This window comes from Achromobacter spanius, assembly GCF_002966795.1.
In the GTDB taxonomy this organism is placed as follows: domain Bacteria; phylum Pseudomonadota; class Gammaproteobacteria; order Burkholderiales; family Burkholderiaceae_B; genus Achromobacter; species Achromobacter spanius_D.
The window spans coordinates 2,567,582-2,589,188 of record NZ_CP023270.1; the positions used below are offsets into that span (position 1 = coordinate 2,567,582).

At 63.8% G+C, this 21,607-nt stretch carries 22 protein-coding genes; 21 read left to right on the top strand and 1 reads right to left on the bottom strand.

Going from position 1 to position 21,607, the window contains the following annotated elements:
* The first annotated feature begins 126 nt into the window (after positions 1 to 126).
* From rpsB to CLM73_RS11550, 20 genes are all read left to right on the top strand, one after another.
* Positions 127 to 876: a 30S ribosomal protein S2 gene (gene rpsB, locus CLM73_RS11455; protein WP_056570286.1), complete on the top strand. Its 750-nt coding sequence runs from the start codon at positions 127 to 129 to the stop codon at positions 874 to 876.
* Between the two features lie 180 nt (positions 877 to 1,056).
* The gene (gene tsf, locus CLM73_RS11460; RefSeq protein WP_105238530.1) at positions 1,057 to 1,935 is read left to right on the top strand and encodes a translation elongation factor Ts; all 879 of its coding nucleotides are present in this window, start codon (positions 1,057 to 1,059) and stop codon (positions 1,933 to 1,935) included.
* A 179-nt stretch (positions 1,936 to 2,114) separates the two neighbouring features.
* Positions 2,115 to 2,831 carry a UMP kinase gene (gene pyrH / locus CLM73_RS11465; RefSeq protein WP_056570291.1) on the top strand — a complete coding sequence of 239 codons (717 nt, stop codon included), beginning with the start codon at positions 2,115 to 2,117 and terminating at the stop codon, positions 2,829 to 2,831.
* Positions 2,832 to 2,847: 16 nt separating this feature from the next.
* Positions 2,848 to 3,408 (top strand): ribosome recycling factor, encoded by a 561-nt coding sequence (gene frr, locus CLM73_RS11470; protein WP_105238531.1) that lies wholly within the window; start codon positions 2,848 to 2,850, stop codon positions 3,406 to 3,408.
* Between the two features lie 175 nt (positions 3,409 to 3,583).
* Entirely contained in the window at positions 3,584 to 4,348 is a 765-nt protein-coding gene (gene uppS, locus CLM73_RS11475; protein ID WP_105238532.1) for a polyprenyl diphosphate synthase, read from the top strand.
* 51 nt (positions 4,349 to 4,399) lie between these two features.
* Positions 4,400 to 5,257: a phosphatidate cytidylyltransferase gene (locus CLM73_RS11480; RefSeq protein ID WP_105238533.1), complete on the top strand. Its 858-nt coding sequence runs from the start codon at positions 4,400 to 4,402 to the stop codon at positions 5,255 to 5,257.
* Complete coding sequence (locus tag CLM73_RS11485; RefSeq protein ID WP_105238534.1) at positions 5,254 to 6,453, top strand: 1-deoxy-D-xylulose-5-phosphate reductoisomerase; 1,200 nt, start codon at positions 5,254 to 5,256, stop codon at positions 6,451 to 6,453. Before CLM73_RS11480 ends, CLM73_RS11485 begins: the two co-directional genes overlap by 4 nt.
* A gap of 42 nt (positions 6,454 to 6,495) precedes the next feature.
* The gene (gene rseP / locus CLM73_RS11490; RefSeq protein WP_105238535.1) at positions 6,496 to 7,827 is read left to right on the top strand and encodes an RIP metalloprotease RseP; all 1,332 of its coding nucleotides are present in this window, start codon (positions 6,496 to 6,498) and stop codon (positions 7,825 to 7,827) included.
* A 53-nt stretch (positions 7,828 to 7,880) separates the two neighbouring features.
* Positions 7,881 to 10,214, top strand: a complete 2,334-nt coding sequence (bamA, locus tag CLM73_RS11495; RefSeq protein WP_105238536.1) for an outer membrane protein assembly factor BamA — start codon at positions 7,881 to 7,883, stop codon at positions 10,212 to 10,214.
* Positions 10,215 to 10,323: 109 nt separating this feature from the next.
* Entirely contained in the window at positions 10,324 to 10,884 is a 561-nt protein-coding gene (locus CLM73_RS11500; RefSeq protein WP_105238537.1) for an OmpH family outer membrane protein, read from the top strand.
* Positions 10,885 to 10,901: 17 nt separating this feature from the next.
* On the top strand, positions 10,902 to 11,999 hold the full coding sequence (gene lpxD / locus CLM73_RS11505) for a UDP-3-O-(3-hydroxymyristoyl)glucosamine N-acyltransferase (protein ID WP_105238538.1): 1,098 nt from the start codon (positions 10,902 to 10,904) through the stop codon (positions 11,997 to 11,999).
* Positions 12,000 to 12,066: 67 nt separating this feature from the next.
* A complete protein-coding gene (gene fabZ, locus CLM73_RS11510) occupies positions 12,067 to 12,522 on the top strand; it encodes a 3-hydroxyacyl-ACP dehydratase FabZ (protein ID WP_006385190.1) in 456 nt (151 codons plus the stop codon).
* Positions 12,523 to 13,317, top strand: coding sequence for an acyl-ACP--UDP-N-acetylglucosamine O-acyltransferase (lpxA, locus tag CLM73_RS11515; RefSeq protein WP_105238539.1), 795 nt, complete (start codon positions 12,523 to 12,525; stop codon positions 13,315 to 13,317). It abuts the gene before it with no gap.
* Positions 13,314 to 14,510, top strand: coding sequence for a lipid-A-disaccharide synthase (gene lpxB / locus CLM73_RS11520; RefSeq protein WP_105238540.1), 1,197 nt, complete (start codon positions 13,314 to 13,316; stop codon positions 14,508 to 14,510). Before lpxA ends, lpxB begins: the two co-directional genes overlap by 4 nt.
* Entirely contained in the window at positions 14,497 to 15,105 is a 609-nt protein-coding gene (gene rnhB, locus CLM73_RS11525) for a ribonuclease HII (RefSeq protein ID WP_105238541.1), read from the top strand. Before lpxB ends, rnhB begins: the two co-directional genes overlap by 14 nt.
* Positions 15,102 to 15,890 carry a TrmH family RNA methyltransferase gene (locus tag CLM73_RS11530; protein ID WP_105238542.1) on the top strand — a complete coding sequence of 263 codons (789 nt, stop codon included), beginning with the start codon at positions 15,102 to 15,104 and terminating at the stop codon, positions 15,888 to 15,890. Before rnhB ends, CLM73_RS11530 begins: the two co-directional genes overlap by 4 nt.
* A 130-nt stretch (positions 15,891 to 16,020) precedes the next feature.
* Positions 16,021 to 16,488: a DUF2846 domain-containing protein gene (locus tag CLM73_RS11535; protein WP_105238543.1), complete on the top strand. Its 468-nt coding sequence runs from the start codon at positions 16,021 to 16,023 to the stop codon at positions 16,486 to 16,488.
* Positions 16,489 to 16,655: 167 nt separating this feature from the next.
* Positions 16,656 to 16,988: a hypothetical protein gene (locus tag CLM73_RS11540; RefSeq protein WP_234015853.1), complete on the top strand. Its 333-nt coding sequence runs from the start codon at positions 16,656 to 16,658 to the stop codon at positions 16,986 to 16,988.
* Positions 16,985 to 17,458, top strand: coding sequence for a DUF2846 domain-containing protein (locus CLM73_RS11545; protein ID WP_105238545.1), 474 nt, complete (start codon positions 16,985 to 16,987; stop codon positions 17,456 to 17,458). The genes CLM73_RS11540 and CLM73_RS11545 overlap by 4 nt, the downstream gene beginning before the upstream one ends.
* A 33-nt stretch (positions 17,459 to 17,491) precedes the next feature.
* Complete coding sequence (locus CLM73_RS11550; protein ID WP_105238546.1) at positions 17,492 to 17,971, top strand: DUF2846 domain-containing protein; 480 nt, start codon at positions 17,492 to 17,494, stop codon at positions 17,969 to 17,971.
* A 45-nt stretch (positions 17,972 to 18,016) separates the two neighbouring features.
* Here the strand turns inward: CLM73_RS11550 and CLM73_RS11555 are convergent, their stop codons facing one another.
* Complete coding sequence (locus CLM73_RS11555) at positions 18,017 to 18,844, bottom strand: pyruvate, water dikinase regulatory protein (protein ID WP_056570325.1); 828 nt, start codon at positions 18,842 to 18,844, stop codon at positions 18,017 to 18,019.
* A gap of 215 nt (positions 18,845 to 19,059) precedes the next feature.
* On the opposite strand from CLM73_RS11555, the gene ppsA reads away from it, so the two are divergent.
* Entirely contained in the window at positions 19,060 to 21,426 is a 2,367-nt protein-coding gene (gene ppsA / locus CLM73_RS11560; RefSeq protein WP_056570326.1) for a phosphoenolpyruvate synthase, read from the top strand.
* The last annotated feature ends 181 nt before the right edge of the window (positions 21,427 to 21,607 follow it).

Consider the following 21,607-nt stretch of genomic DNA (forward strand, 5'->3'; position numbering starts at 1 on the left):
TCGGCCGGCCCGGTTAAAATCTTTGTCATCCCGCGTTTTTGCGGGAAATCGCGCGCAACACCACCCAGGGTGTCAGCAGGATGCTGATGCAGGTGCGGCGCAAGAAACCAACCCTTGGAGAATTAAATGTCTTTGATGCGCGAAATGCTGGAAGCGGGTGTCCACTTTGGTCACCAGACCCGTTACTGGAACCCCAAGATGGCTCAGTACATCTTCGGTCACCGCAACAAGATTCACATCATCAACCTCGAAAAGACGGTTGATAAGTACCAGGAAGCCACCAAGTTCGTGAAGCAGCTGGCTGCTCGCGGCGGCAACATCCTGTTCGTCGGCACGAAGCGCGCCGCTCGCGAACTGGTCGCCACCGAAGCCGCTCGTTGCGGCATGCCCTTCGTCGACGCCCGTTGGCTCGGCGGCATGCTGACCAACTTCAAGACGGTCAAGACCTCGGTCAAGCGCCTGAAGGACATGGAAGTCGTCGTCGCCGAAGGCGGCGCCGAGCGCATGATCAAGAAGGAAGGCCTGCTGTTCCAACGCGAACTGGACAAGCTGAACAAGTCGATCGGCGGCATCAAGGACATGAACGGTCTGCCCGATGCCATGTTCGTGATCGACGTCGGCTACCACAAGATCGCCATCGCTGAAGCCAAGACCCTGGGCATCCCCGTGGTCGCCGTGGTTGACACCAACCACTCGCCCGAAGGCATCGACTACGTCATCCCCGGCAACGATGACTCGGCCAAGGCCATTGCGCTGTACGCCAAGGGCATCGCCGACGCCGTCCTGGAAGGTCGCGAGCAAAACCTGAACGGTCTGGTCGAAGAGCTGGGCGAAGGTCAGGAAGAGTTCGTCGAAGTTCAAGACAACCAGGCCTAAGCCGGTTGTCATGTCCGGCGGTTAAGGTCTGGAGGCGGTGCCAATACTGGCCCGCTTCCGCCCCGCCGGCGCTGCGAAGCTGGGCTCCCATCTTCCAGGCCCGCCCAGTGCGGGCGTCCCATCGAATCAAATCACAGCCCCGGCCCGCCGGGGCGTGTCTTAGCAAAATTTGGAGCAAACATGGCTGAAATTACCGCTGCCCTGGTCAAGGAACTGCGCGAAAAGACTGACGCGCCCATGATGGAATGCAAGAAGGCCCTGACGGAAGCCGAAGGTGACCTGGCCCGCGCCGAGGAAATCCTGCGCGTCAAGCTGGGCAACAAGGCCAGCAAGGCCGCTGCCCGCGTCACGGCCGAAGGCCTGATCGGTCTGTTCATCTCCGCCGACGCCAAGCAAGGCGCCGTCATCGAAATCAACTGCGAAACCGACTTCGTCGCCAAGAACGACGACTTCGTCGGCTTCGTGAACAAGCTGGCCGAACTGGTCGCCACGCAGAACCCGGCCGACGTGGCCGCGCTGTCGGCGCTGCCGTACGGTGAAGGCACGGTCGAAACCACCCGTACCGCCCTGATCGGCAAGATCGGCGAAAACATCTCGATCCGCCGCTTCGAGCGCATCCAGACCGCCAACTCGCTGGCCAGCTACGTGCACGGCGGCAAGATCGGCGTGCTGGTGGAATACACCGGCGCCGAAGAAGTGGGCAAGGATCTGGCGATGCACATTGCCGCCACCAAGCCCAAGGCCCTGAACGCCGACGGCGTGAACCCGGCCGACATCGCCGCCGAGCGCTCGGTTGCCGAGCAGAAGGCAGCTGAATCCGGCAAGCCCGCCGACATCGTCGCCAAGATGGTGGAAGGTTCGGTCGCGAAGTTCCTGAAGGAAGTGACGCTGCTGTCGCAGCCGTTCGTCAAGAGCGACAAGCACACGGTCGAACAGCACCTGAAGGAAAAGGGCGCCTCGATCAGCAAGTTCGTGCTGTTCGTCGTCGGCGAAGGTATCGAGAAGAAGACCAGCGACTTTGCCGCTGAGGTTGCCGCTGCCGCCGCTGGCGCCGCCTGACCTCTAGGTAGTGCTAAAAGGCCGGCGCTAGATTAAATTCTAGTCCGGCCTTTTTCGCCGCATGGGCCCCAAAAGGCAGACGCCTCCGGGACATCCAACCCGCCACGCGGGCGCGGCGCTGGGGGTCAACCCCATTCTTGTCTTACACTTTCGTCGGATTGTTCTTCGGGATATCACCTATGAGCAGCAGGGCATACAAACGGGTTCTTCTCAAACTTTCCGGCGAGGCGCTGATGGGCGACGATGCTTTCGGCATCAATCGCTCCACCATCGTCCGTATGACCGATGAGATCGCTGAAGTCGCCGCCGCAGGCGTCGAACTGGCCATCGTCATCGGCGGAGGCAACATCTTCCGTGGCGTCGCCCCGGGTGCGCAGGGCATGGACCGCGCCACCGCCGACTACATGGGCATGATGGCCACCATCATGAACGCGCTTGCGCTGCAGGACGCGCTCAAGCACAAGGGTATCGACACCCGGGTACAATCCGCGCTGAATATCGATCAGGTCGTCGAGCCCTACATCCGGCCGAAGGCTTTGCGCTACCTCGAAGAGGGCAAGGTCGTGATCTTCGCCGCGGGCACCGGCAACCCCTTCTTCACCACCGATACGGCCGCGGCATTGCGCGGCGCCGAAATCGGCGCGGAGATCGTGCTGAAGGCCACCAAGGTGGATGGCATCTACAGCGCGGATCCCAACAAGGATCCCACCGCGACGCGCTACGCGCGCATCAGCTTCGACGAGGCGATCGTCCGCCGACTGGAAATCATGGACGCCACCGCCTTCGCGCTGTGCCGCGACCAGAAACTGCCGATCAAGGTGTTTTCGATCAATAAGTCCGGCGCGCTCAAGCGAGTCGTGAGCGGCGAGGACGAAGGCACGTTGGTACACGTTTAAAGAAAAAGGAAATTCCATGAGCGCAGCAGAAATCCGCAAATCCGCCGAGGCCAGAATGGCCAAGTCGCTTGATACGCTCAAGACCAACCTGGCCAAGATCCGCACGGGCCGCGCCCACACCGGCATCCTGGACCACGTGCAGGTCGAATACTACGGTTCGCCCGTGCCGGTTGGCCAGGTCGCCAACGTGAACCTTGTCGACGCCCGCACCCTCAGCCTGCAGCCGTACGAGAAGCACATGGCCGGCCCGATCGAAAAGGCCATCCGTGAGTCCGACCTGGGTCTGAACCCCATCTCCATGGGCGACACGATCCGCGTGCCGATGCCCGCGCTGACCGAAGAGCGCCGCCGCGACCTGACCAAGGTTGTGCGCAGCGAAGGCGAAGACGCCAAGATCGCGGTGCGGAACCTGCGCCGCGAGGCCAACGAAGCGCTCAAGAAGCTGGTCAAGGACAAGGAAATCTCCGAGGACGACGAGCGTCGTTCGCAGGATGATGTCCAGAAGCTGACGGATCGCGCCGTCGCGGACATCGACAAGATGGTTGTCCAGAAAGAAGCCGAAATCATGACCGTATAATCCCAGCACGCCACGAGGCGCCGCATTGCGGCCCGCGTGGCGTCAGGATTTCGTTGCACATGCGCCGTCCCGTCCATTGCCTCGCGGTACTTCCTCGTAGCGATGGAAACGACGGCGCAGGTTTTTTCCCGAATTCGTCTTTTTCGCCGGTCCGCCGCGCGCAGTCCCCAAACTAATGGCAACCAGTTCGACTCAGGCGGTCCCCGATATCCGTGACATCCCCGAGCACGTCGCCATCATCATGGATGGCAACGGCCGCTGGGCGACCCGGCGTCTGCTGCCTCGCACCGCCGGCCATGCCAAAGGCGTGCAGGCGGTCCGCCGCGTGGTCGAGGCCTGCGGACGCGCGGGCGTGCGCTACCTGACGCTGTTCGCGTTCAGTTCGGAGAACTGGCGCCGTCCGGCCGAAGAAGTCTCGCTGCTGATGCGCCTGTTCGTGCAGGCGCTTGAACGAGAAGTCGGCAAGCTGCAAGAGCAGGGCGTGCGCCTGCACGTGATCGGCGACCTGAGCGCTTTCGAGCCGCGCCTGCGCGAGCTCATTGCCGCTGCCCAGGAACGCACCGCGCACAACGACCGCCTGCACCTGACCGTTGCCGCCAACTACGGCGGCCGCTGGGACATCCTGCAGGCCACCCGCGCCATGCTGGCGGCAGAGCCCGACCTCGCAGCGAATCCCGACCGGGTGGACGAAGAGCGCCTTTCCAGGCATCTTTCCATGGCATGGGCGCCCGAGCCCGACCTGTTCATCCGCACGGGCGGCGAACAGCGCATTTCCAATTTCCTGATCTGGCAGATGGCCTACGCGGAGTTCTACTTCACGGACCGCTACTGGCCGGATTTCGGCGCCAATGAACTCATGGCCGCCTTTGATTGGTACCGCACGCGCGAGCGCCGCTTCGGCCGCACCAGCGCCCAAGTCAGCGAAGCCGCCGCAAAGTAGGCGCATCGCGACGCGCGCGTCTTTCCAGGCAGCACAAGAGGAGACCGTCACATGCTGGGCCAGCGTATCGTTACCGCCGTCGTTTTGTTGGCCATTCTGGCCGCCGCCATGGCGAGCGCCAATCCGTGGTGGTTCGTCGCGTTACTGGCCCTTGCGGCTGCGTGCGCCAACTGGGAGTGGCTGCGCCTGACGCTGCCGCAACCGCCTTCCCCCGTCATCTCCATCGGCGTTGCCGTGCTGCTGTTTGCCGGCATGCTGGTGCTGACGTCCGCCTGGCTCGCGGGCGACCGCAGCGGCGCCGGCGATCCGGGCTGGGTGCTGCGCTATCTGGTTCCTGCCGTCTCGGCCGTCTGGCTGTTTGGCGGCGTGGCCGCCGTGGTGCGAGGGCGTTCCGATGCGCCGCCGGCCAGCCTGGCCTGGTCGGTCTTCTCGGTGCCGGCGGCGTTTGCCGCCTGGGCGGTCCTGGCGCAGATGTACGTGGCGCGCGGCGCAGTGTTCGTCGTTTCGTTGCTGGCCCTCGTCTGGGTGGCCGATATTGCGGCATATTTTGCCGGCCGGGCCTTCGGCAAGCGTAAACTGGCTCCGCGAGTCAGTCCGGGCAAAACCATTGAAGGCGCCGTTGCCGGCGTCCTGGGCGCGGTGGTGTGGATCGGGCTGTCCAGCCTGTGGGACGGCACCTTCGGCCATGCGCTGGTAGAACGCTGGACGTTCTGGCTGGCCCTGCCGATCGCTGCGGTGCTTGGCGTGCTGTCCATTGTGGGAGACCTGTTCGAGTCGCTGCTCAAGCGCCGCGCGGGCCGCAAGGATTCCAGCACGCTCCTGCCTGGTCATGGCGGCGTCTATGACCGCATCGATGCGATCCTGCCCGTCGCACCGTTCGCGCTACTTTTGTCTGGAGTCTTGTTTTGACGGCTTTTCAACGTGTCGTCGTGCTGGGGTCGACTGGTTCGATCGGTGAAAGCACGCTGGACGTAATTGCGCGCCACCCGGAGCGGATGGCGGTTTACGCACTGTCGGCGCATAGCCGGATGCAACGGTTGGCCGAGCAGGCTTTGGCCAGCCGTGCCGCAGTCGTGGTGGTGCCAGACACCGCCGCCCGTCAAAAATTCATCGATGCGTGGCCAGGTGGCCAGCCGATGCCCGAGATCCGCGTCGGCGCGCAGGCGCTGGCCGACACCGCCGCGGACCCCCAGTGCGACGCCGTGATGGCCGCCATCGTCGGGGCCGCGGGCCTGCCTTCGGCATTGGCCGCGGCGCGCGCTGGCAAGCGCGTGCTGCTGGCCAACAAAGAGGCGCTGGTTGCCGCCGGCACGCTGTTCATGCAGGCAATTCGCGACAACGGCGCCGAATTGCTGCCCATCGACAGCGAACACAACGCCATTTTTCAATGCTTGCCGCATCAGGGTCGCGCCGACGCGCCCCATCTTCCCGCCAAGGGTGTGCGGCGCCTGCTGCTGACCGCGTCGGGCGGCCCCTTCCGCGGGCGCGACCTCCAAGACCTGCACGACGTCACACCCGAGCAAGCCTGCGCTCATCCCAACTGGAGCATGGGCCGCAAGATCTCCGTTGACTCAGCCACCATGCTGAACAAGGGCCTGGAAGTCATCGAAGCCCACTGGCTGTTCGCGATGCCCGCGGATCGGATCGACGTGGTGGTGCACCCGCAGAGCGTCGTGCATTCGATGGTCGAGTACGACGACGGCTCCGTCCTTGCGCAACTGGGCCAGCCCGACATGCGCACACCCATTGCCTACGGCCTTGGCTTTCCCGATCGCATCGAAAGTGGCGTCGGGCCGCTGGACCTGACCCGGCATGGCCGTCTCGACTTCGAAAAGCCGGATCTGGCCCGGTTTCCGTGTCTGGCCCATTCGTTCACCGCGATGCGGGCGGGGCAGGGCGCTTGCGTGGCGCTCAACGCCGCCAACGAGGTTGCCGTCGAGGGCTTCCTGGAAGGCCGGCTGGCCTACACCTGGATCCCGCGAGTCATCGAGGCCGCGCTCGAGTGGCAAGCACGGCAGGCATCTGTTACCCTCAGCAGTCTTGACGACGTACTTGCGCTTGACGCCGAGGCGCGCGCATTTGCGGGCAACCTCGGACTGGCCTGATAGCGGGCCGCGCCTGCCTCTGATTTCCTAGATTCCGACCCCATGCTTTTCACCCTGCTGGCCTTTGCCGTAGCGCTTGGCTCACTGATCATTTTCCATGAGCTCGGGCACTATTGGGTTGCCCGCCTGTGTGGCGTGAAGGTCCTGCGTTTCTCGGTGGGCTTTGGCAAGGTCATTCTGCGCCGCACCGACCGGCACGGCACCGAATGGGCCGTTTCCGCGCTGCCGCTTGGCGGTTACGTGAAGATGCTGGACGATGCGCCGCCCGGCGCCTCGCCTGCGGTTGCGGCTTCCGCTTTCAATACCAAGCCGGTGGGCCAGCGCATCGCCATCGTGGCGGCTGGCCCCATCTTCAACCTGATTCTCGCGGTGTTCCTGTATGCGGGCCTGAACATGGCCGGCACCGAGGAGCCCGTCGCCATCATCGCGCCGCCCGCGGCCGAGACGCCCGCCGCCCGCGCCGGCCTGCTGGCCGGTGATCGCATCCTCTCCATCGACGGCGCGGAAGTCGCTTCGTGGTCCGACGCCCGCTGGCGCCTGATGGACGTCATGTCCACCGGCGGCCGCGCCAGCATCGAGGTCAGCACCCCGTCCGGCGCAGTCCAGCGGCGCGAACTCGATCTCCCCCCCAATACGATGGACCCGGCCGAGGGCGATCCGCTCGCCGCCGCCGGTGTGCGTCTGGCCCAGCCCAAGCCCGCGGTGCGCGCCGTGATCGATGGCGGCGAAGGGCAGGCCGCTGGCCTGCGCGCCGGCGATCTGGTCGTGGCCGTGAATGGCCAGTCGGCGCCCGATACCGGCGCCCTCGTCAAGCAGATCCAGGAAAGCGCCGGTAAGCCGCTCGCCCTGACTGTCGTTCGCGACGGCGCCAACGTCACCCTGAACGTCACGCCGCGTCCCGAAGTCGTCAACGGCCAGGAGATCGGGCGCGTGGGCGTGCAACTGGGTGGCAACGTGCCCATGGTGACGGTGCGCTATGGCGTCTTTGACAGCCTGTGGCGTGGCGCCGTCCGCACCTGGGACACCGCCTGGTTTTCGCTGCGCATGATGGGCCGCATGGTGACGGGCGATGTGTCGTGGCGCAATGTCAGCGGTCCGGTCACCATCGCCGACTACGCCGGCCAGACCGCCCGGATCGGTATTGTTGCGTATATCGCTTATATCGCATTGATCAGTATCAGCCTGGGCGTTTTAAATTTGCTTCCCATTCCTATGTTGGATGGTGGCCATCTGCTGTACTATCTCGTCGAAATTGTGCGGGGGAGCCCCCCGCCTGCGAAATGGATCGACATCGGACAACGCGCCGGCATAGGTATATTGGCAAGCCTCATGGGGCTTGCGCTGTTCAACGATTTCACGCGTTTGTTCACTTGAACGCGATTTAGCATAAAATCCCCCGCCATTTGCACGACCGAGGATACTCAAGGATGTCTTTTCGCCGGATGTTTCAACACAAAAAGGGTCTATTGCCGGGTCTCGTTGCCGCATTGATGTTGCCGGCCTTGGCCCACGCCTTCGAACCCTTTGTCGTGCGGGATATCCGCGTAGAGGGTATTCAGCGAACCGACGCCGGCACCGTCTTTGGTTATCTCCCCGTCAAGGTCGGCGAGAAATTCACCGAAGAAGAAGCGACGGAAGCCATTCGCCGCTTGTATGGCACGGGGTTTTTCACCGACGTTCAGATCCAGACGGACAATAATGTCGTCGTTGTGGTCGTCCAGGAACGCCCGACCATCGCTTCCGTCAATTTCAACGGCATGCGCGAGTTCGATTCCAAGGCAATCACCACCTCGCTGGGTCAGGTCGGTTTTGCGGAAGGCCGCATTTTCGATCGCTCCATGCTCGAGCGCGCCGAATACGAACTGAAGCAGCAGTATCTGTCCAAGGGCAAGTACGGCGTCGAAGTCACCTCCACCGTCACGCCGCTGCCGCGCAACCGTGTTGGCGTCAGTTTCGACGTGTTTGAAGGCTCGGTCGCCCGCATCCAGGAGATCCGTTTCGTCGGCAACAAGGCCTTCTCTGAAAGCGACCTGCTGGACGAATTCAAGCTCACCACCCCGGGCTGGCTGACCTGGTACACGGATACCGACAAATACTCGCGCGAAAAGCTCGAAGGCGACCTCGAACGCCTGCGTTCGTTCTACCTGGACCAGGGTTACCTGGAGTTCTCGGTCGAGCCGCCGCAAGTCACCATTTCGCCGGACCGCCAGGACATCCGCATCACGATCACCGTCCACGAAGGCGAGCCCTACAAGGTGCGCAGCGTGAAGCTGGCCGGCAACCTGCTGGGCCTGGACAAGGAAATCAACGATCTGGTGCAGATCAAGGCTGGCGAGACCTTCTCGGCCGCCAAGACCAACGATTCCGCCAAGGCGATCACCGACTACCTGGGTGAACTGGGCTACGCATTCGCCAACGTCAACCCGAATCCGCAGCTCGACCGTGCCAAGCACGAAGCCGACCTGACGTTCTACGTCGATCCGAGCCGCCGCGTCTATGTGCGCCGCATCCAGATCGGCGGCAACACGCGTACCCGCGACGAAGTCGTGCGCCGCGAAATGCGCCAGCAGGAAGCCGCCTGGTACGACGCCGCCGACATCAAGACCTCGCGCGACCGCGTCGACCGCCTGGGCTACTTCAGCGAAGTCAACGTCAAGACCGATCCGGTTCCGGGCTCTCCCGACCAGGTCGACGTCAACGTGGACGTGAAAGAAAAGCCCACCGGCATGATCAACCTGGGCGTGGGCTACGGCTCGTCCGAAAAGGCCATTCTGTCGGCCGGGATCAGCGAAGACAACGTCTTCGGCAGCGGCACCAACCTGACGCTGCAACTGAACACCAGCAAGACGAACCGCGCCGTGGTGCTGTCGCACACCGACCCGTACTGGACCAAGGACGGCATCAGCCGCACCACGTCCGCGTACTACCGCGTGACCGAGCCCTGGAACAACAACGACGGTGATTACCGCGTCAAGGCCATGGGCCTGGGCATGAACTTCGGTATCCCGATCTCGGAGTACGACCGCATCTTCCTGGGCGGCAACTTCGAACGCAACCAGATCGACCTGTACAACAACTCGCCGGCGGCCTACGAAAGTTTCGTCGACCAATACGGCGATGCGACCAACTCGGTGATTCTCAGCGCTGGCTGGTCCAAGGACACGCGTGACAGCGCGCTGGCGCCGACCAAGGGTTCGTACACGCGCCTGAAGGCCGACCTGTCGACTATCGACCTGCAATACACGATGCTGACGGCGCAACAGCAGTATTACGTGCCGCTGGGCGGCTCGTACACGCTGGCGCTCAATGGCATGGTCGATTGGGGCCAGAGCTACGGCAGCAAGGATTACCCGGTCATCAAGAACGTCTATGCCGGCGGTATCGGCACCGTTCGCGGTTACGAGGGCTCGTCGCTGGGGCCGCGCGACGTCAAGACGGGCGACTACCTGGGCGGCACGCGCCGCATCGTGGCCAACGCCCAGCTCTACCTGCCGTTCCCGGGCGCATCGAAGGACCGCACACTGCGCTGGTTCATCTTCAGCGACGCCGGTCAGGTGTCGGCCGGCAGCGGTCTCTCTTGCACCCGCGGCCGCGACAACACCGAGATCGAGGATCCGTGCGGCTGGCGTTTCTCGGCGGGCGTGGGCCTGTCGTGGCAATCGCCGATGGGCCCGCTGCAGCTGTCTTATGCGCGGCCGCTCAATTCCAAGCCGGGCGACGACAAGCAAAGCTTCCAGTTCCAGATCGGGACCGGATTCTAAGCAAGGCGTTACTCTTGAAAACAAGGGCAGGGCCGACCGGCCCAGCGTCCTTGCTGTTTAGTGGCACAATACACACTTTGGCTTTGCCTTACTGGAAGGTGAGATTTTCATGATGTCTGATTTCGCACTTAAATCATCGAAGACGCTGGGCGCGAAGCGCCGTGGCAAGCTGGGCGGCTCCATTGCCCTGGTGGGTGCGCTCATTCTCGGTTCGGCTGCCGCGATTCCCGCGCAAGCTCAAGGCACCAAGATCGGTTTCGTCAATACAGAACGCATCCTGCGCGAATCGGGTCCGGCCAAGACTGCCCAAAGCAAGATCGAAGCCGAATTCAAGAAGCGCGACGACGAACTCCAACGCCTGAACACCAGCCTGCGCTCGCAAGCCGAGAAGTTCGACAAGGACGCGCCCGTCCTGTCGGAATCCGACCGCGTCAAGCGCCAGCGCGATCTGGCCAACCTGGACACCGACCTGCAGCGCAAGCGCCGCGAATTCCAGGAAGACTTCAACCGCCGCCGCAACGAAGAGTTCTCGGGCATCGTGTCCAAGGCCAATGACGCCATCAAGCGAATCGCCGAACAAGAAAACTACGACCTGATCATCCAGGACGCAGTGACGGTCAACCCCCGCATCGACATCACCGACAAGGTGATTCAGAGCCTGGGCAAGTAAGCGATTCCCGTCTAGTCATGCCGGTTTTACTGGATCTTGCCCGCGCGCCGACACTCGAAGCAATGTTGAGCGCCGCCAATACCCAGGGTATCGACTGGCGTATCAGTGCGGTTCCCGGCGCAGACCCCATGCGGGTCTGCGGCATCGGGACCTTGTCTTCGGCCGGTTCCCAGGAAATCTCTTTCCTGTCCAATCCCCGCTATCAAAGCCAGCTTGGCGCAACCGGCGCAGGGGCGGTCATCGTCTCGCCCGACGTCGCCGAGGCGCTTGAAGCCCAGGGTAACGACCGGCCGCCGTTCGCATTGGTCGTCTGCAAGCATCCCTACCTGCTTTTCGCGCGCCTCGCGCAGTGGTTCGACACTGCCCGCAGACCCGCCTTGCCCGCTGAAACCCATCCCTCCGCCGTGATCGCGCCCGACGCCATCATCGAAGAGGGCGTGCGTATCGGCCCTAACTGCGTCGTCGAATCCGGCGCGCGGATCGGGCGCGGCACGGTGTTGGGTCCTGGTTGCGTCATCGGCGCCGGATCGACCATCGGGCCGGACGGGCGTCTGCATGCAAACGTCACGCTGTACGAAGGCGTCAAGATCGGCGCCCGGGTCATCCTGCATAGCGGATCGGTGCTTGGCGCCGACGGCTTCGGCTTTGCGCCGGATCCTTCGCTGGGCAAGGGCGCCTGGGGCAAGATTCCGCAGTTTGGCGGCGTGTCCCTTGGCGACGACGTCGAAATCGGCGCCAACACGACTGTCGACCGCGGCGCACTCGAGGACACTGTCCTGGCGGACGGCGTGAAGCTCGACAACCAGATCATGGTTGGCCACAACTGCCGCATCGGTGCGCATACCGCGATGGCGGCATGCGTCGGCGTGGCCGGGTCCACCACCATCGGCGAACGCTGCACCATTGGCGGTGCAGCGATGCTTTCGGGCCACCTGGTGCTGGGCGATGACGTGCATATCTCGGGCGGCACGGCAGTGACGTCCAATATTTCCAAGCCTGGCCGCTACACCGGGGTCTTCCCGTACGCGGAACATGGCGAATGGCAGCGCAATGCCGCCGTGATACAACAGTTGGCGCAATTGCGCCGCCGCTTGCGCACGCTGGAAAAGGACTAGGGCGCGTTCGCCGCCCTGGCGCGCGCGCGCCGCCACCTTATTTAATTTCGCAGGAACGTAGAGAAAAATGGAACTCGACATCAAGGGGATCATGGAGAGGCTGCCGCATCGCTACCCGATGCTGCTGATTGACCGTGTTGTGGAAATGGTGCCTGGCAAGTCCATCGTCGCCATCAAGAACGTCTCGATCAACGAGCCGTTTTTCAACGGTCACTTTCCTCACCATCCGGTGATGCCGGGCGTGCTCATCGTTGAAGCCATGGCCCAGGCCTCGGCGTTGTTCTCCTTTACGGACGAGAACGGCGGCCTCAAGTGCGAAGGCGCCAAGACCGCCTATTACCTGGTCGGTATCGACGGCGCGCGCTTTCGCCGCCCCGTCGTCCCGGGTGACCAACTGCGCATCGAGGTCGAAGCTGAACGCCTGAGCCGCAGCATCTGTAAGTATCAAGCTCGCGCGACGGTCGATGGCCAGGAAGTGGCGTCGGCCAAGTTGATGTGCGCGATTCGCAGCCTGGAAGAGTAAATGGCAGGAAACATCCATCCCACCGCTGTTGTCGATCCGGCGGCAAAAATCGACCCGACCGCGGTCATCGGCCCGTTCGCAGTGGTGGGGCCCGAGGTGACCGTCGGTGCGGGGACCGAGATCGGCCCGTACTGCATGATCGACGGTGTGACCACCATCGGTCGCGACAACCGCTTCTACCGCTATTGCTCCATCGGCGGGATGCCGCAGGACAAGAAGTACGCGGGCGAGCCCACCCGCCTGACCATCGGCGACCGCAACACGGTCCGCGAATTCGTCACGCTGAACACCGGCACGACGCAGGATGGCGGCGAAACGACGCTGGGCGACGACAACTGGATCATGGCCTACGTTCACGTGGCCCATGACTGCCACATCGGCAGCCACACGATCCTGGCCAATTCGGTGCAGCTTGGCGGCCACGTCCACGTGGGCGACTGGGCGATCATCGGCGGTCTGACCGGCGTGCACCAGTTTTCGCGCGTGGGCGCGCACACCATGACGGGCGGCAACAGCTCCCTCATGCAGGACACCCCGCCGTTCGTGCTCGCCGCCGGCAATCCGTGCCGCCCGGTGGGCGTCAACGTCGAGGGCCTGAAGCGCCGCGGCTTTTCCGCAGCCTCCATTTCGGCCCTGCGCGAAGCCTACAAGATCATTTACCGCCGTGGCTTGTCGCTGGATGCGGCGCGCGCCGAACTGCGCGAGCGCCAGCAGGCCACCCCGGAAGCTGCGGAACACCTGCAGATGCTGCTGGATTTCCTGGACGTCGCCTCCCGCGGCATCATCCGCCCATGAGCACTCGGATCGGCATGGTGGCCGGCGAGCCTTCGGGCGACTTGCTGGCCGGCCGCATCATTGCCGGTCTGCAAGCGCGCGACAACGGCGTGCTTTGCCAAGGTATCGGCGGGCCGCAGATGCAGGCCCGCGACTTTGAGGCCTGGCATCCGATGCACGCGCTGACCGTGTTCGGCTACGTGGATGCGCTCAAACGCCTGCCCAGCCTGCTGGCCACGTACCGCGACGTCAAGCGCCGCTGGCTGGCCGAGCCCCCCTCTGTATTCGTCGGCATCGATGCGCCCGACTTCAACCTGCGTCTGGAGCACCAGTTGCGGCAGGCGGGTACGCCGACGGTGCACTTCGTCGGCCCCTCGATCTGGGCGTGGCGCTACGAACGCATTCACAAGATCCGCGAATCGGTATCGCACATGCTGGTGCTGTTTCCGTTCGAGGAAGAGATCTACCGCAAGGAAGGCATTCCGGTCACATACGTGGGCCATCCGCTGGCCGGCGCCGTGCCCATGCAGCCGGACCGCGCAGCCGCCCGCGAGCGCCTGGGCATCGATCAGAACGCCCGCGTGCTGGCGATCCTGCCTGGCAGCCGGTCTTCCGAGATCCGCCTGCTGGCGCCGCGCTTCCTGCAGGCGGCGCAGCAACTGCTGAAGAAGGATCCGGCCCTGCAGTGTGTCGTGCCCATGGTCAACGACCAGCGGCGCGCGGAGTTCCTGGAAATCCTGGCGCAGCACCCGGTGCCCGGGCTGCGATGCGTCACCGCGAACGATGTGCACGGCGAGGGCGGCGACCGCAAGGCGCCCGTGGCCTGGTCCGTCATGGAAGCCGCCACGGCGGTCCTGGTTGCCAGCGGCACCGCCACGCTCGAGACGGCGCTGTTCAAGCGGCCCATGGTCATTTCGTACGTGTTGTCGCCGTGGATGCGGCGCATCATGTCCTGGAAGTCCGGCCAGCAGCGTCCGTACCTGCCGTGGGTGGGCCTGCCCAACGTGCTGCTGCGCGATTTCGTGGTTCCCGAGCTTTTGCAGGACGACGCGACGCCCGATAAACTGGCCGAAGCGACCTGGCAGGCGTTGACCGACGACGCGCTGATCGCTCGTGTGGAGGCCCGATTCACCGCCATGCACCAAGACCTGTTGCGCGATACGCCGGCGTTGGCCGCGCAGGCGATCCTGGAGGTGGCCGATGGAGCAGCCTGAGCTTTTTGTGGCGCCCGAACAGCCCGCGTTGCTGACGGCGGGCGTTGACGAGGCCGGACGCGGCCCGCTGGCAGGCGAGGTCTATGCCGCCGCCGTCATCCTGGATCCGTCGCGCTTCATCGACGGCTTGGCCGATTCCAAGGTCCTGACCGCGGTCCGCCGCGAGGAACTGGCGCTGCAGATCAAGGAGCAGGCGCTTGCCTGGTGCATCGCCAGCGCCACGGTCGCGGAAATCGACACCCTGAACATCTTGCGCGCCACCATGCTGGCCATGCAGCGCGCGGTCCAGGGCCTGGCCACTGCGCCGCAGTTGGCCCTGGTGGACGGCAATCAGGCCCCCAAGCTTCGTTGCACCGTGCAGACCGTCATCAAGGGCGATGCGCTCGTGCCGGCGATCTCTGCCGCCTCCATTCTTGCCAAGACCGCCCGGGATGCGGACCTGCTGCGTCTGCATACGCTGTATCCGCAGTACGCGTTCGATCAGCACAAGGGCTACGGCACTGCGCTGCATCTGCAACGGCTGCGCGAGCACGGCCCGTGCGCCGAACACCGGCGCAGCTTCGCGCCCATCAAGGCCTTCGGCCTGGTTTCATGAAGCACATCAGTTCCCGGGACAACCCGGCGGTCAAGGCGCTGGTCAAGCTGGCCGGCACGGCCGGCAAGCGCGGCGCGCCCGTGCTGCTGGACGGCGTGCACCTGTGCCAGGCCTGGTTGCAGCACTTCGGGGCCCCCGATCGGGCGATCTTCGATGTGGACCGGCTGTCTCAGCCGGACATCGCAGCGCTAGCCGCTGCGGTGCCCGACAACGTCAGCCTCGCATTGGATGCGCGGCTCATGCACGCGGTAGCCGCAGTGGAAAGCGGGCAGGGCGTCGCCTTCCTGGTCACGCCGCCCGTTCCGGCGCTGCCTGAGCAGATGGATGACACCTGCGTCCTGTTTGACCGCATCCAGGATCCCGGCAACGTGGGCACGCTGTTGCGTACGTGCGCCGCGGCTGGCATCAAGCGCGTGTTCCTGGCCACGGGGACGGCGGCGGCCTGGTCTCCCAAGGTGCTGCGCAGCGGCCAGGGCGCGCATTTTGCCCTGGACATCCACGAACACGTCGATCTCGAGGCCTTGCTGCCCCGCTTGCGCGTGCCGCTGGTGGCGACCGCCCTGGACGGTTCGCGCGACCTGTTCGCGGACCAATTGCCTGAACAGTGCGCATGGGTATTCGGCCACGAAGGCCAGGGCGTGGCGCCCGCGCTGTTGGCGGCTGCCAGCCTGAAGGTGCGGATACCGCACGACGCCGGGGCCGTGGAGTCACTGAATGTCGGGGCCGCCGCCGCGATCTGCCTTTTCGAGCAGCGGCGGCAGGCAAGCCTGCGCCACCCCGCCTGATTCCCCGCAGGCCCCCGCTTTTCCGTCGATTGAAGGGTGATCCATCCTCTTATACTGCCGCGCTCGTGCAACACAGGGCCGCGCGGAGGATGGACGCTGCCCGCCTATCTGAAACCCGGGGAGGGGATACGTGAAGAACTGGATCAAACTCAGCTTGGCCGCGCTGGGCGCTGCAACCTTGCTGGCGGGCTGCGCCGGACCGCGCTACGCCGACGTGTCGGCAAAGATCTCCGCGCTGGAACCGGGCGAAGGACGGATCTATTTCTACCAGCCCAAGACGGCCAATGGCGGCAAGGTTGGGCATCCGGCGATCCTCGTGGACAACGTCCGCGTCGGAAAATCCAAGGCGGGCCACTTCTTTTTTGTGGATCGCCAAGCCGGCACGGTCGACGTGATCACGGCGACCGACCGCAAGGAACGCAAGGACCCGCTGGTGGTGCCGCTCGCGGCGGGACAGACCCAGTACGTAAGGGTCGATATCAACGGCGGGAAGCAGGTTCTGCGACTGGAAGAATCCGCCGATACCGCGCAGCAAACCTTGTCCGAGCTCCGTTATTGGGGAGCCGGCCACCGCGAGCGTGAGGCGCTGCGCTATTGACCATGTGACACGTTTTGTAGATTTCTGACGCACCCCTATACTTACGCACTTCGTTCGTAGCCGGGGTAAGCATGGTCTGGTCGGTAGTTCCGAAAGTCGCGGGCCTGGCCCGCGTTGGCAAATTTGCAGCGTTGGCGGTTGCGGGAATGCTGTCCTTGAGCGCCTGCATGTCCGTTTCCACGCAAAAGGTCAGCCTGGTTCCCGTGGCGGCTTCGGAGCCGGCAAGCGTGATTCAGTTGTCGCGCATGGTTAGTGCCCAACTGCCGAACGACAGCGTCGTCAACCTGCCTGCGGCATCGCAATGGCAACGCGTGGGCGCCTTGGTGCAAGGCGATGTCTACCGTTCGCTCGGCGGGCTGTTCACGATCCAGACCCGGCGCCAGGACGAGGCCTACCTCGTGGCGTCCTCCGGAAAGCTGGTCGGATTCTTCCTGCCCGGCGAAACGGCTTATGTGCCGCTCAATCGCCCCGTCACCCTGCCCGTGGAAATGCGTCAATGAAGATCTGGCTGAAACTGGCGGCGACGGCCGCGACGGTGGTTGCGCTGGCCGGCTGTGCCGGCGCGCAGTACCAATCCTTGCAGGGACGCATGCCGCCCGTCGCGCAAGGCAACGGGCGCATTTACTTCTATCAACCCCAGACCTCGCCGGTGGCCTCGGCGCAGCAGAAGCTGCGCGTGAACCGCGATGTTGTCGGCCGCAACAAGCCGGGCAGCTTCTTTTTCGTGGACCGTCCGGCGGGCAATTACGTCGTGACCAACCTGTACTGGACGGGCGATGGGGTCAGCTTCAAGCTCGATCCCGGCCAGACCCGCTACGTGCGCATCACGGCCGAGTCGCTGGGCAGCACTGGCGCGGTGGGCAAGCTGTCCATGGAACTGGTGGATCCCCCGGAAGTTGCCGAGGCTGAGCTCTTGAAGACGCGCTATTGGGGCGCGGCTTCTTCCGAGCAGATTCCTGGCTTGCGCTAGGTTTGAACAGTACAGAAACAGCAGAGTACGCCAATGACCCGCAGCATCAAGATGATCGCCGCCGCCGCGCTGGGCGCCGCCCTGTTGGCCGGTTGCGGCGGTCCCCGCTACAAGGACGTGGCGGGCACCATCCCGATCATGGTCCCGGACACCGGCCGCATCTATTTTTATCAGCCGCCGGCGCCGATTGGCGTGGTGTCGAATCAGCCGTATCTGCGCGTCAATGGCGTGAAGGTCGGCCGGTCCAAGCCCGGCAGTTTCTTCTACGTGAACCGCCCCGCAGGCAAGTATGAGATCGATACGCTGCGCGATGGCGAGTCCCTGTCGTTCGATTTGGCGCCGGGACAGACCCGGTACGTGCGCCTGAGCATCGAAGGCGCCACCGGCAACAGCGCCAGTGTGGGCCGGCAGGACATGCGCCTGGAAGCATCCGAAACGGTGGCTCAGCAGGAAATGTCGCCGCTGAAATATTGGGGCGCGGGATCGCGCGAACGCGTGAAGCTGCGTCCCTGATTTTCCCGCTGGGGCAAGCAGGGCGCGCCTTGGCGCGCCCTTTTTTTATCCGCGATCCAATCCGACTTCCTGCAGCACGGTGGTCGCGATCTCTTCGATCGACTTGGTCGTGCTGGACAGCCACGAAATGCCCTCGCGGCGCATCATGCGTTCGGCTTCCGCCACTTCGTAGCGGCATTGTTCCAGTTGCGCGTAGCGGCTGTTGGGGCGGCGCTCGTTGCGGACTTCCGCCAGGCGTTCCGGCTGGATCGACAGGCCGAATAGCTTGGCTCGGTGCGGCGCGATGGTCGAGGGCAGGGTGCCGCGTTCGAAGTCGTCCGGCGTCAGCGGGAAGTTGGCCGCCTTGATGGCGTACTGCATGGCCAGGTACAGGCTGGTGGGCGTCTTGCCGCAGCGCGAGACCCCGACAAGAATCACGTCGGCCTGATCCAGCTGGTTCACGAACTGGCCATCGTCATGCGCCAGGCTGAAGTTGATGGCGTCGATCCGGTTCCGGTATTTTTCGGAATTGGCCTGCATGTGCGAGCGGCCAATGGAATGGCTGGACTTCAATCCCAGCGCTTGTTCGATGTGACTGACAAACGTGCCGAACAGATCCAGGAAAATGCCGTTCGCCTGTCGAACACGGGACAGGATTTCCGGGTTGACCAATGTGCTGAAAACGATGGGTGGAACGCCCGCGTCCTGGGCGCTCCGGTCGATCCGCATGGCGACTTCCGCGGCCTTCTCAAGCGTGTCCACGAAGGGCAGGCGAATGGGCTTGAAATTGACCTCCTCGAACTGCGAAAGCACAGACTGGCTGAACGTTTCCGCAGTGATGCCGGTACTGTCGGAAACGATGTATACCGTGCGTACGATAGGGGTAGATGTCATGTGTAAAAAATTCCAACCAGGCAGATGGCCGGACGTACTCCACCGAGTACAATCAGGCCCCTATAAGTCACCCCAAGGGCGGTCCAAGGCCAGTTTGGTCAGCGTCTGAAATCGGGTCTGCAAAGCCCGGAAAACGCGGTTTTTCCGGCGGCAAAAACAGCACGATTCAGCCATTGACCAAACTCGCTTTCATTCCATTGTAAAAGGTGACTTCAATGTCGTATGTTGTTTTGTTCGAGCAGCTCCGCATGACGGACGTGGACTCGGTAGGAGGCAAGAACGCATCTCTTGGCGAAATGATCAGCCAGCTGTCTGGCGCGGGTGTCCGCGTGCCGGGCGGCTTTGCCACGACCGCTGATGCCTTCCGCGATTTCCTGAAGGCCTCCGGCCTGGACAAGCGGATCGCTGAACGCCTGACCACGCTGAACCCCGAAGACGTGCGCGAGCTGGCCACCGCCGGCGCGCAGATTCGCCAATGGATCGTCGACGCGCCGTTCTCGCCCGAGTTCGAAGCGCAGATCCGCGAAGCCTTTGCCAAGCTCGACGCTGATGGCAAGGGCTCGTTTGCCGTGCGCTCCTCCGCCACGGCCGAAGACCTGCCCGACGCCTCGTTCGCCGGCCAGCAGGAAACCTTCCTGAACGTCGTGGGCATCGACGACGTGCTGGACAAGATCCGCCACGTGTTCGCGTCGCTGTACAACGACCGCGCCATTTCCTATCGCGTGCACAAGGGCTACGCCCACGCCGACGTCGCCTTGTCGGCCGGCATCCAGCGCATGGTGCGTTCCGACAAGGGCAGCGCCGGCGTCATGTTCACCATCGACACCGAATCGGGCTTCCAGGACGTGGTGTTCATCACGTCGTCGTACGGCCTGGGCGAAACCGTCGTGCAGGGCGCCGTCAACCCTGACGAGTTCTACGTCTTCAAGCCCACGCTGGAACAGGGCCACTATCCCATCGTCGGCCGCCGCATTGGCTCCAAGCTCATCAAGATGGAGTTCGATCCCGAGCGCCCCGAAGGCCGTGCCGTGCGCACGGTGGATGTGCCGGTGTCCGAGCGCAACCGCTACTCGCTGACCGACGACGAAGTCAACGAACTGGCCCGCTACGCCGTCATCATCGAAAAGCACTACCAGCGTCCGATGGACATCGAGTGGGGCCGTGATGGCGTCGACGGCAAGATCTACATCCTGCAGGCGCGTCCGGAAACCGTGAAGTCGCAGCAGGGCGCCAACGACGTGCAGCAGCGCTACCGTCTGAAGGCGACCGGCCAGGTCCTGATCACCGGCCGTGCAATCGGCCAGAAGATCGGTTCGGGCCCGGTGCGCGTGGTGGGCGACATTTCCGACATGGACAAGGTCCAGCCGGGCGACGTCCTGGTTACCGACATGACGGATCCCAACTGGGAGCCCGTGATGAAGCGCGCCTCGGCCATCGTGACGAACCGCGGCGGCCGTACGTGCCACGCCGCGATCATCGCGCGTGAACTGGGCATTCCGGCGGTGGTGGGCTGCGGCAACGCGACCGACCTCCTGAAGGAAGGCCAGGCCGTGACCGTGTCGTGCGCCGAAGGCGACGAAGGCCGCATCTACGACGGCCTGATCGAAACCGAAGTCGAGGAAGTGCGCCGCGGCGACATGCCCGCCATCGATCTGAAGATCATGATGAACGTCGGCAACCCGCAACTGGCTTTCGACTTTGCCCAGATTCCGAACGGCGGCGTCGGCCTGGCTCGCCTGGAATTCATCATCAACAACAACATCGGCATCCACCCGAAGGCGGTCCTGGACTACCCGAACGTGGACGGCGAACTGAAGAAGGCCGTGGAATCGGCCGCTCGCGGCCATGCCAGCCCGCGCGCCTTCTTCGTCGAGAAGATGGCCGAAGGCGTCGCGACCATCGCCGCCGCCTTCTATCCGAAGCCGGTCATCGTGCGCATGTCGGACTTCAAGTCCAACGAATACCGCAAGCTGGTCGGCGGCTCGCGCTACGAGCCCGAGGAAGAGAACCCCATGCTGGGCTTCCGCGGCGCGTCGCGCTACATCGCCGAAGACTTCGCCGAGTGCTTCCGCATGGAATGCGAAGCGCTCAAGAAGGTGCGCGATGAAATGGGCCTGACGAACGTCGAGATCATGGTGCCGTTCGTGCGCACGGTGGGTCAGGCGGAGAAGGTCGTCAATCTGCTCGCCAAGCACGGCCTGGCGCGTGGCGAAAACGGCCTGAAGCTGATCATGATGTGCGAGGTTCCGTCCAACGCCATCCTGGCCGACGAGTTCCTGCAGTATTTCGACGGCTTCTCGATCGGCTCGAACGACATGACCCAGCTCACGCTGGGCCTGGACCGCGACTCGGGCATGGAACTCTTGGCCGCCGACTTCGACGAGCGCGACGAGGCCGTCAAGTTCATGCTGCGCCGTGCGATCAAGGCTTGCCTGGCCGCCAAGAAGTACGTCGGTATCTGCGGCCAGGGGCCCAGCGACCACCCGGACTTCGCGCAATGGCTGAAGGACGAAGGCATCCTGTCGATGTCGTTGAATCCGGACACCGTTGTCGATACGTGGCAGCGTCTGGCCAAGAACTGATTGGCTGGTTGAAGTAAAAGCCCCGCGTCCTTTTTGGGACGCGGGGTTTTTTTTATTCTCCGTGGGAATAGGCCGCAGCCGCGTTAAGGAAAAAGCGCTCGTTGAGTGTCGGCGACAAATGCTTTCTTCAGATGACCCGATCAAAGTAAGAGTCCTCTGATATCCATAGATAGGATCGTGT

Bases quoted from the DNA above. Each gene is read 5' to 3' on its own strand.
- ppsA (WP_056570326.1), top strand. From the start codon at position 19,060: ATGTCGTATGTTGTTTTGTTCGAGCAGCTCCGCATGACGGACGTGGAC.
- lpxB (WP_105238540.1), top strand. From the start codon at position 13,314: ATGAGCACTCGGATCGGCATGGTGGCCGGCGAGCCTTCGGGCGACTTG.
- pyrH (WP_056570291.1), top strand. From the start codon at position 2,115: ATGAGCAGCAGGGCATACAAACGGGTTCTTCTCAAACTTTCCGGCGAG.
- CLM73_RS11550 (WP_105238546.1), top strand. From the start codon at position 17,492: ATGACCCGCAGCATCAAGATGATCGCCGCCGCCGCGCTGGGCGCCGCC.
- rpsB (WP_056570286.1), top strand. From the start codon at position 127: ATGTCTTTGATGCGCGAAATGCTGGAAGCGGGTGTCCACTTTGGTCAC.
- lpxD (WP_105238538.1), top strand. From the start codon at position 10,902: ATGCCGGTTTTACTGGATCTTGCCCGCGCGCCGACACTCGAAGCAATG.
- CLM73_RS11540 (WP_234015853.1), top strand. From the start codon at position 16,656: ATGTCCGTTTCCACGCAAAAGGTCAGCCTGGTTCCCGTGGCGGCTTCG.
- CLM73_RS11555 (WP_056570325.1), bottom strand. From the start codon at position 18,844: ATGACATCTACCCCTATCGTACGCACGGTATACATCGTTTCCGACAGT.
- frr (WP_105238531.1), top strand. From the start codon at position 2,848: ATGAGCGCAGCAGAAATCCGCAAATCCGCCGAGGCCAGAATGGCCAAG.
- CLM73_RS11530 (WP_105238542.1), top strand. From the start codon at position 15,102: ATGAAGCACATCAGTTCCCGGGACAACCCGGCGGTCAAGGCGCTGGTC.
- rseP (WP_105238535.1), top strand. From the start codon at position 6,496: ATGCTTTTCACCCTGCTGGCCTTTGCCGTAGCGCTTGGCTCACTGATC.
- uppS (WP_105238532.1), top strand. From the start codon at position 3,584: ATGGCAACCAGTTCGACTCAGGCGGTCCCCGATATCCGTGACATCCCC.
- fabZ (WP_006385190.1), top strand. From the start codon at position 12,067: ATGGAACTCGACATCAAGGGGATCATGGAGAGGCTGCCGCATCGCTAC.
- lpxA (WP_105238539.1), top strand. From the start codon at position 12,523: ATGGCAGGAAACATCCATCCCACCGCTGTTGTCGATCCGGCGGCAAAA.
- rnhB (WP_105238541.1), top strand. From the start codon at position 14,497: ATGGAGCAGCCTGAGCTTTTTGTGGCGCCCGAACAGCCCGCGTTGCTG.
- tsf (WP_105238530.1), top strand. From the start codon at position 1,057: ATGGCTGAAATTACCGCTGCCCTGGTCAAGGAACTGCGCGAAAAGACT.
- CLM73_RS11500 (WP_105238537.1), top strand. From the start codon at position 10,324: ATGATGTCTGATTTCGCACTTAAATCATCGAAGACGCTGGGCGCGAAG.
- bamA (WP_105238536.1), top strand. From the start codon at position 7,881: ATGTCTTTTCGCCGGATGTTTCAACACAAAAAGGGTCTATTGCCGGGT.
- CLM73_RS11480 (WP_105238533.1), top strand. From the start codon at position 4,400: ATGCTGGGCCAGCGTATCGTTACCGCCGTCGTTTTGTTGGCCATTCTG.
- CLM73_RS11545 (WP_105238545.1), top strand. From the start codon at position 16,985: ATGAAGATCTGGCTGAAACTGGCGGCGACGGCCGCGACGGTGGTTGCG.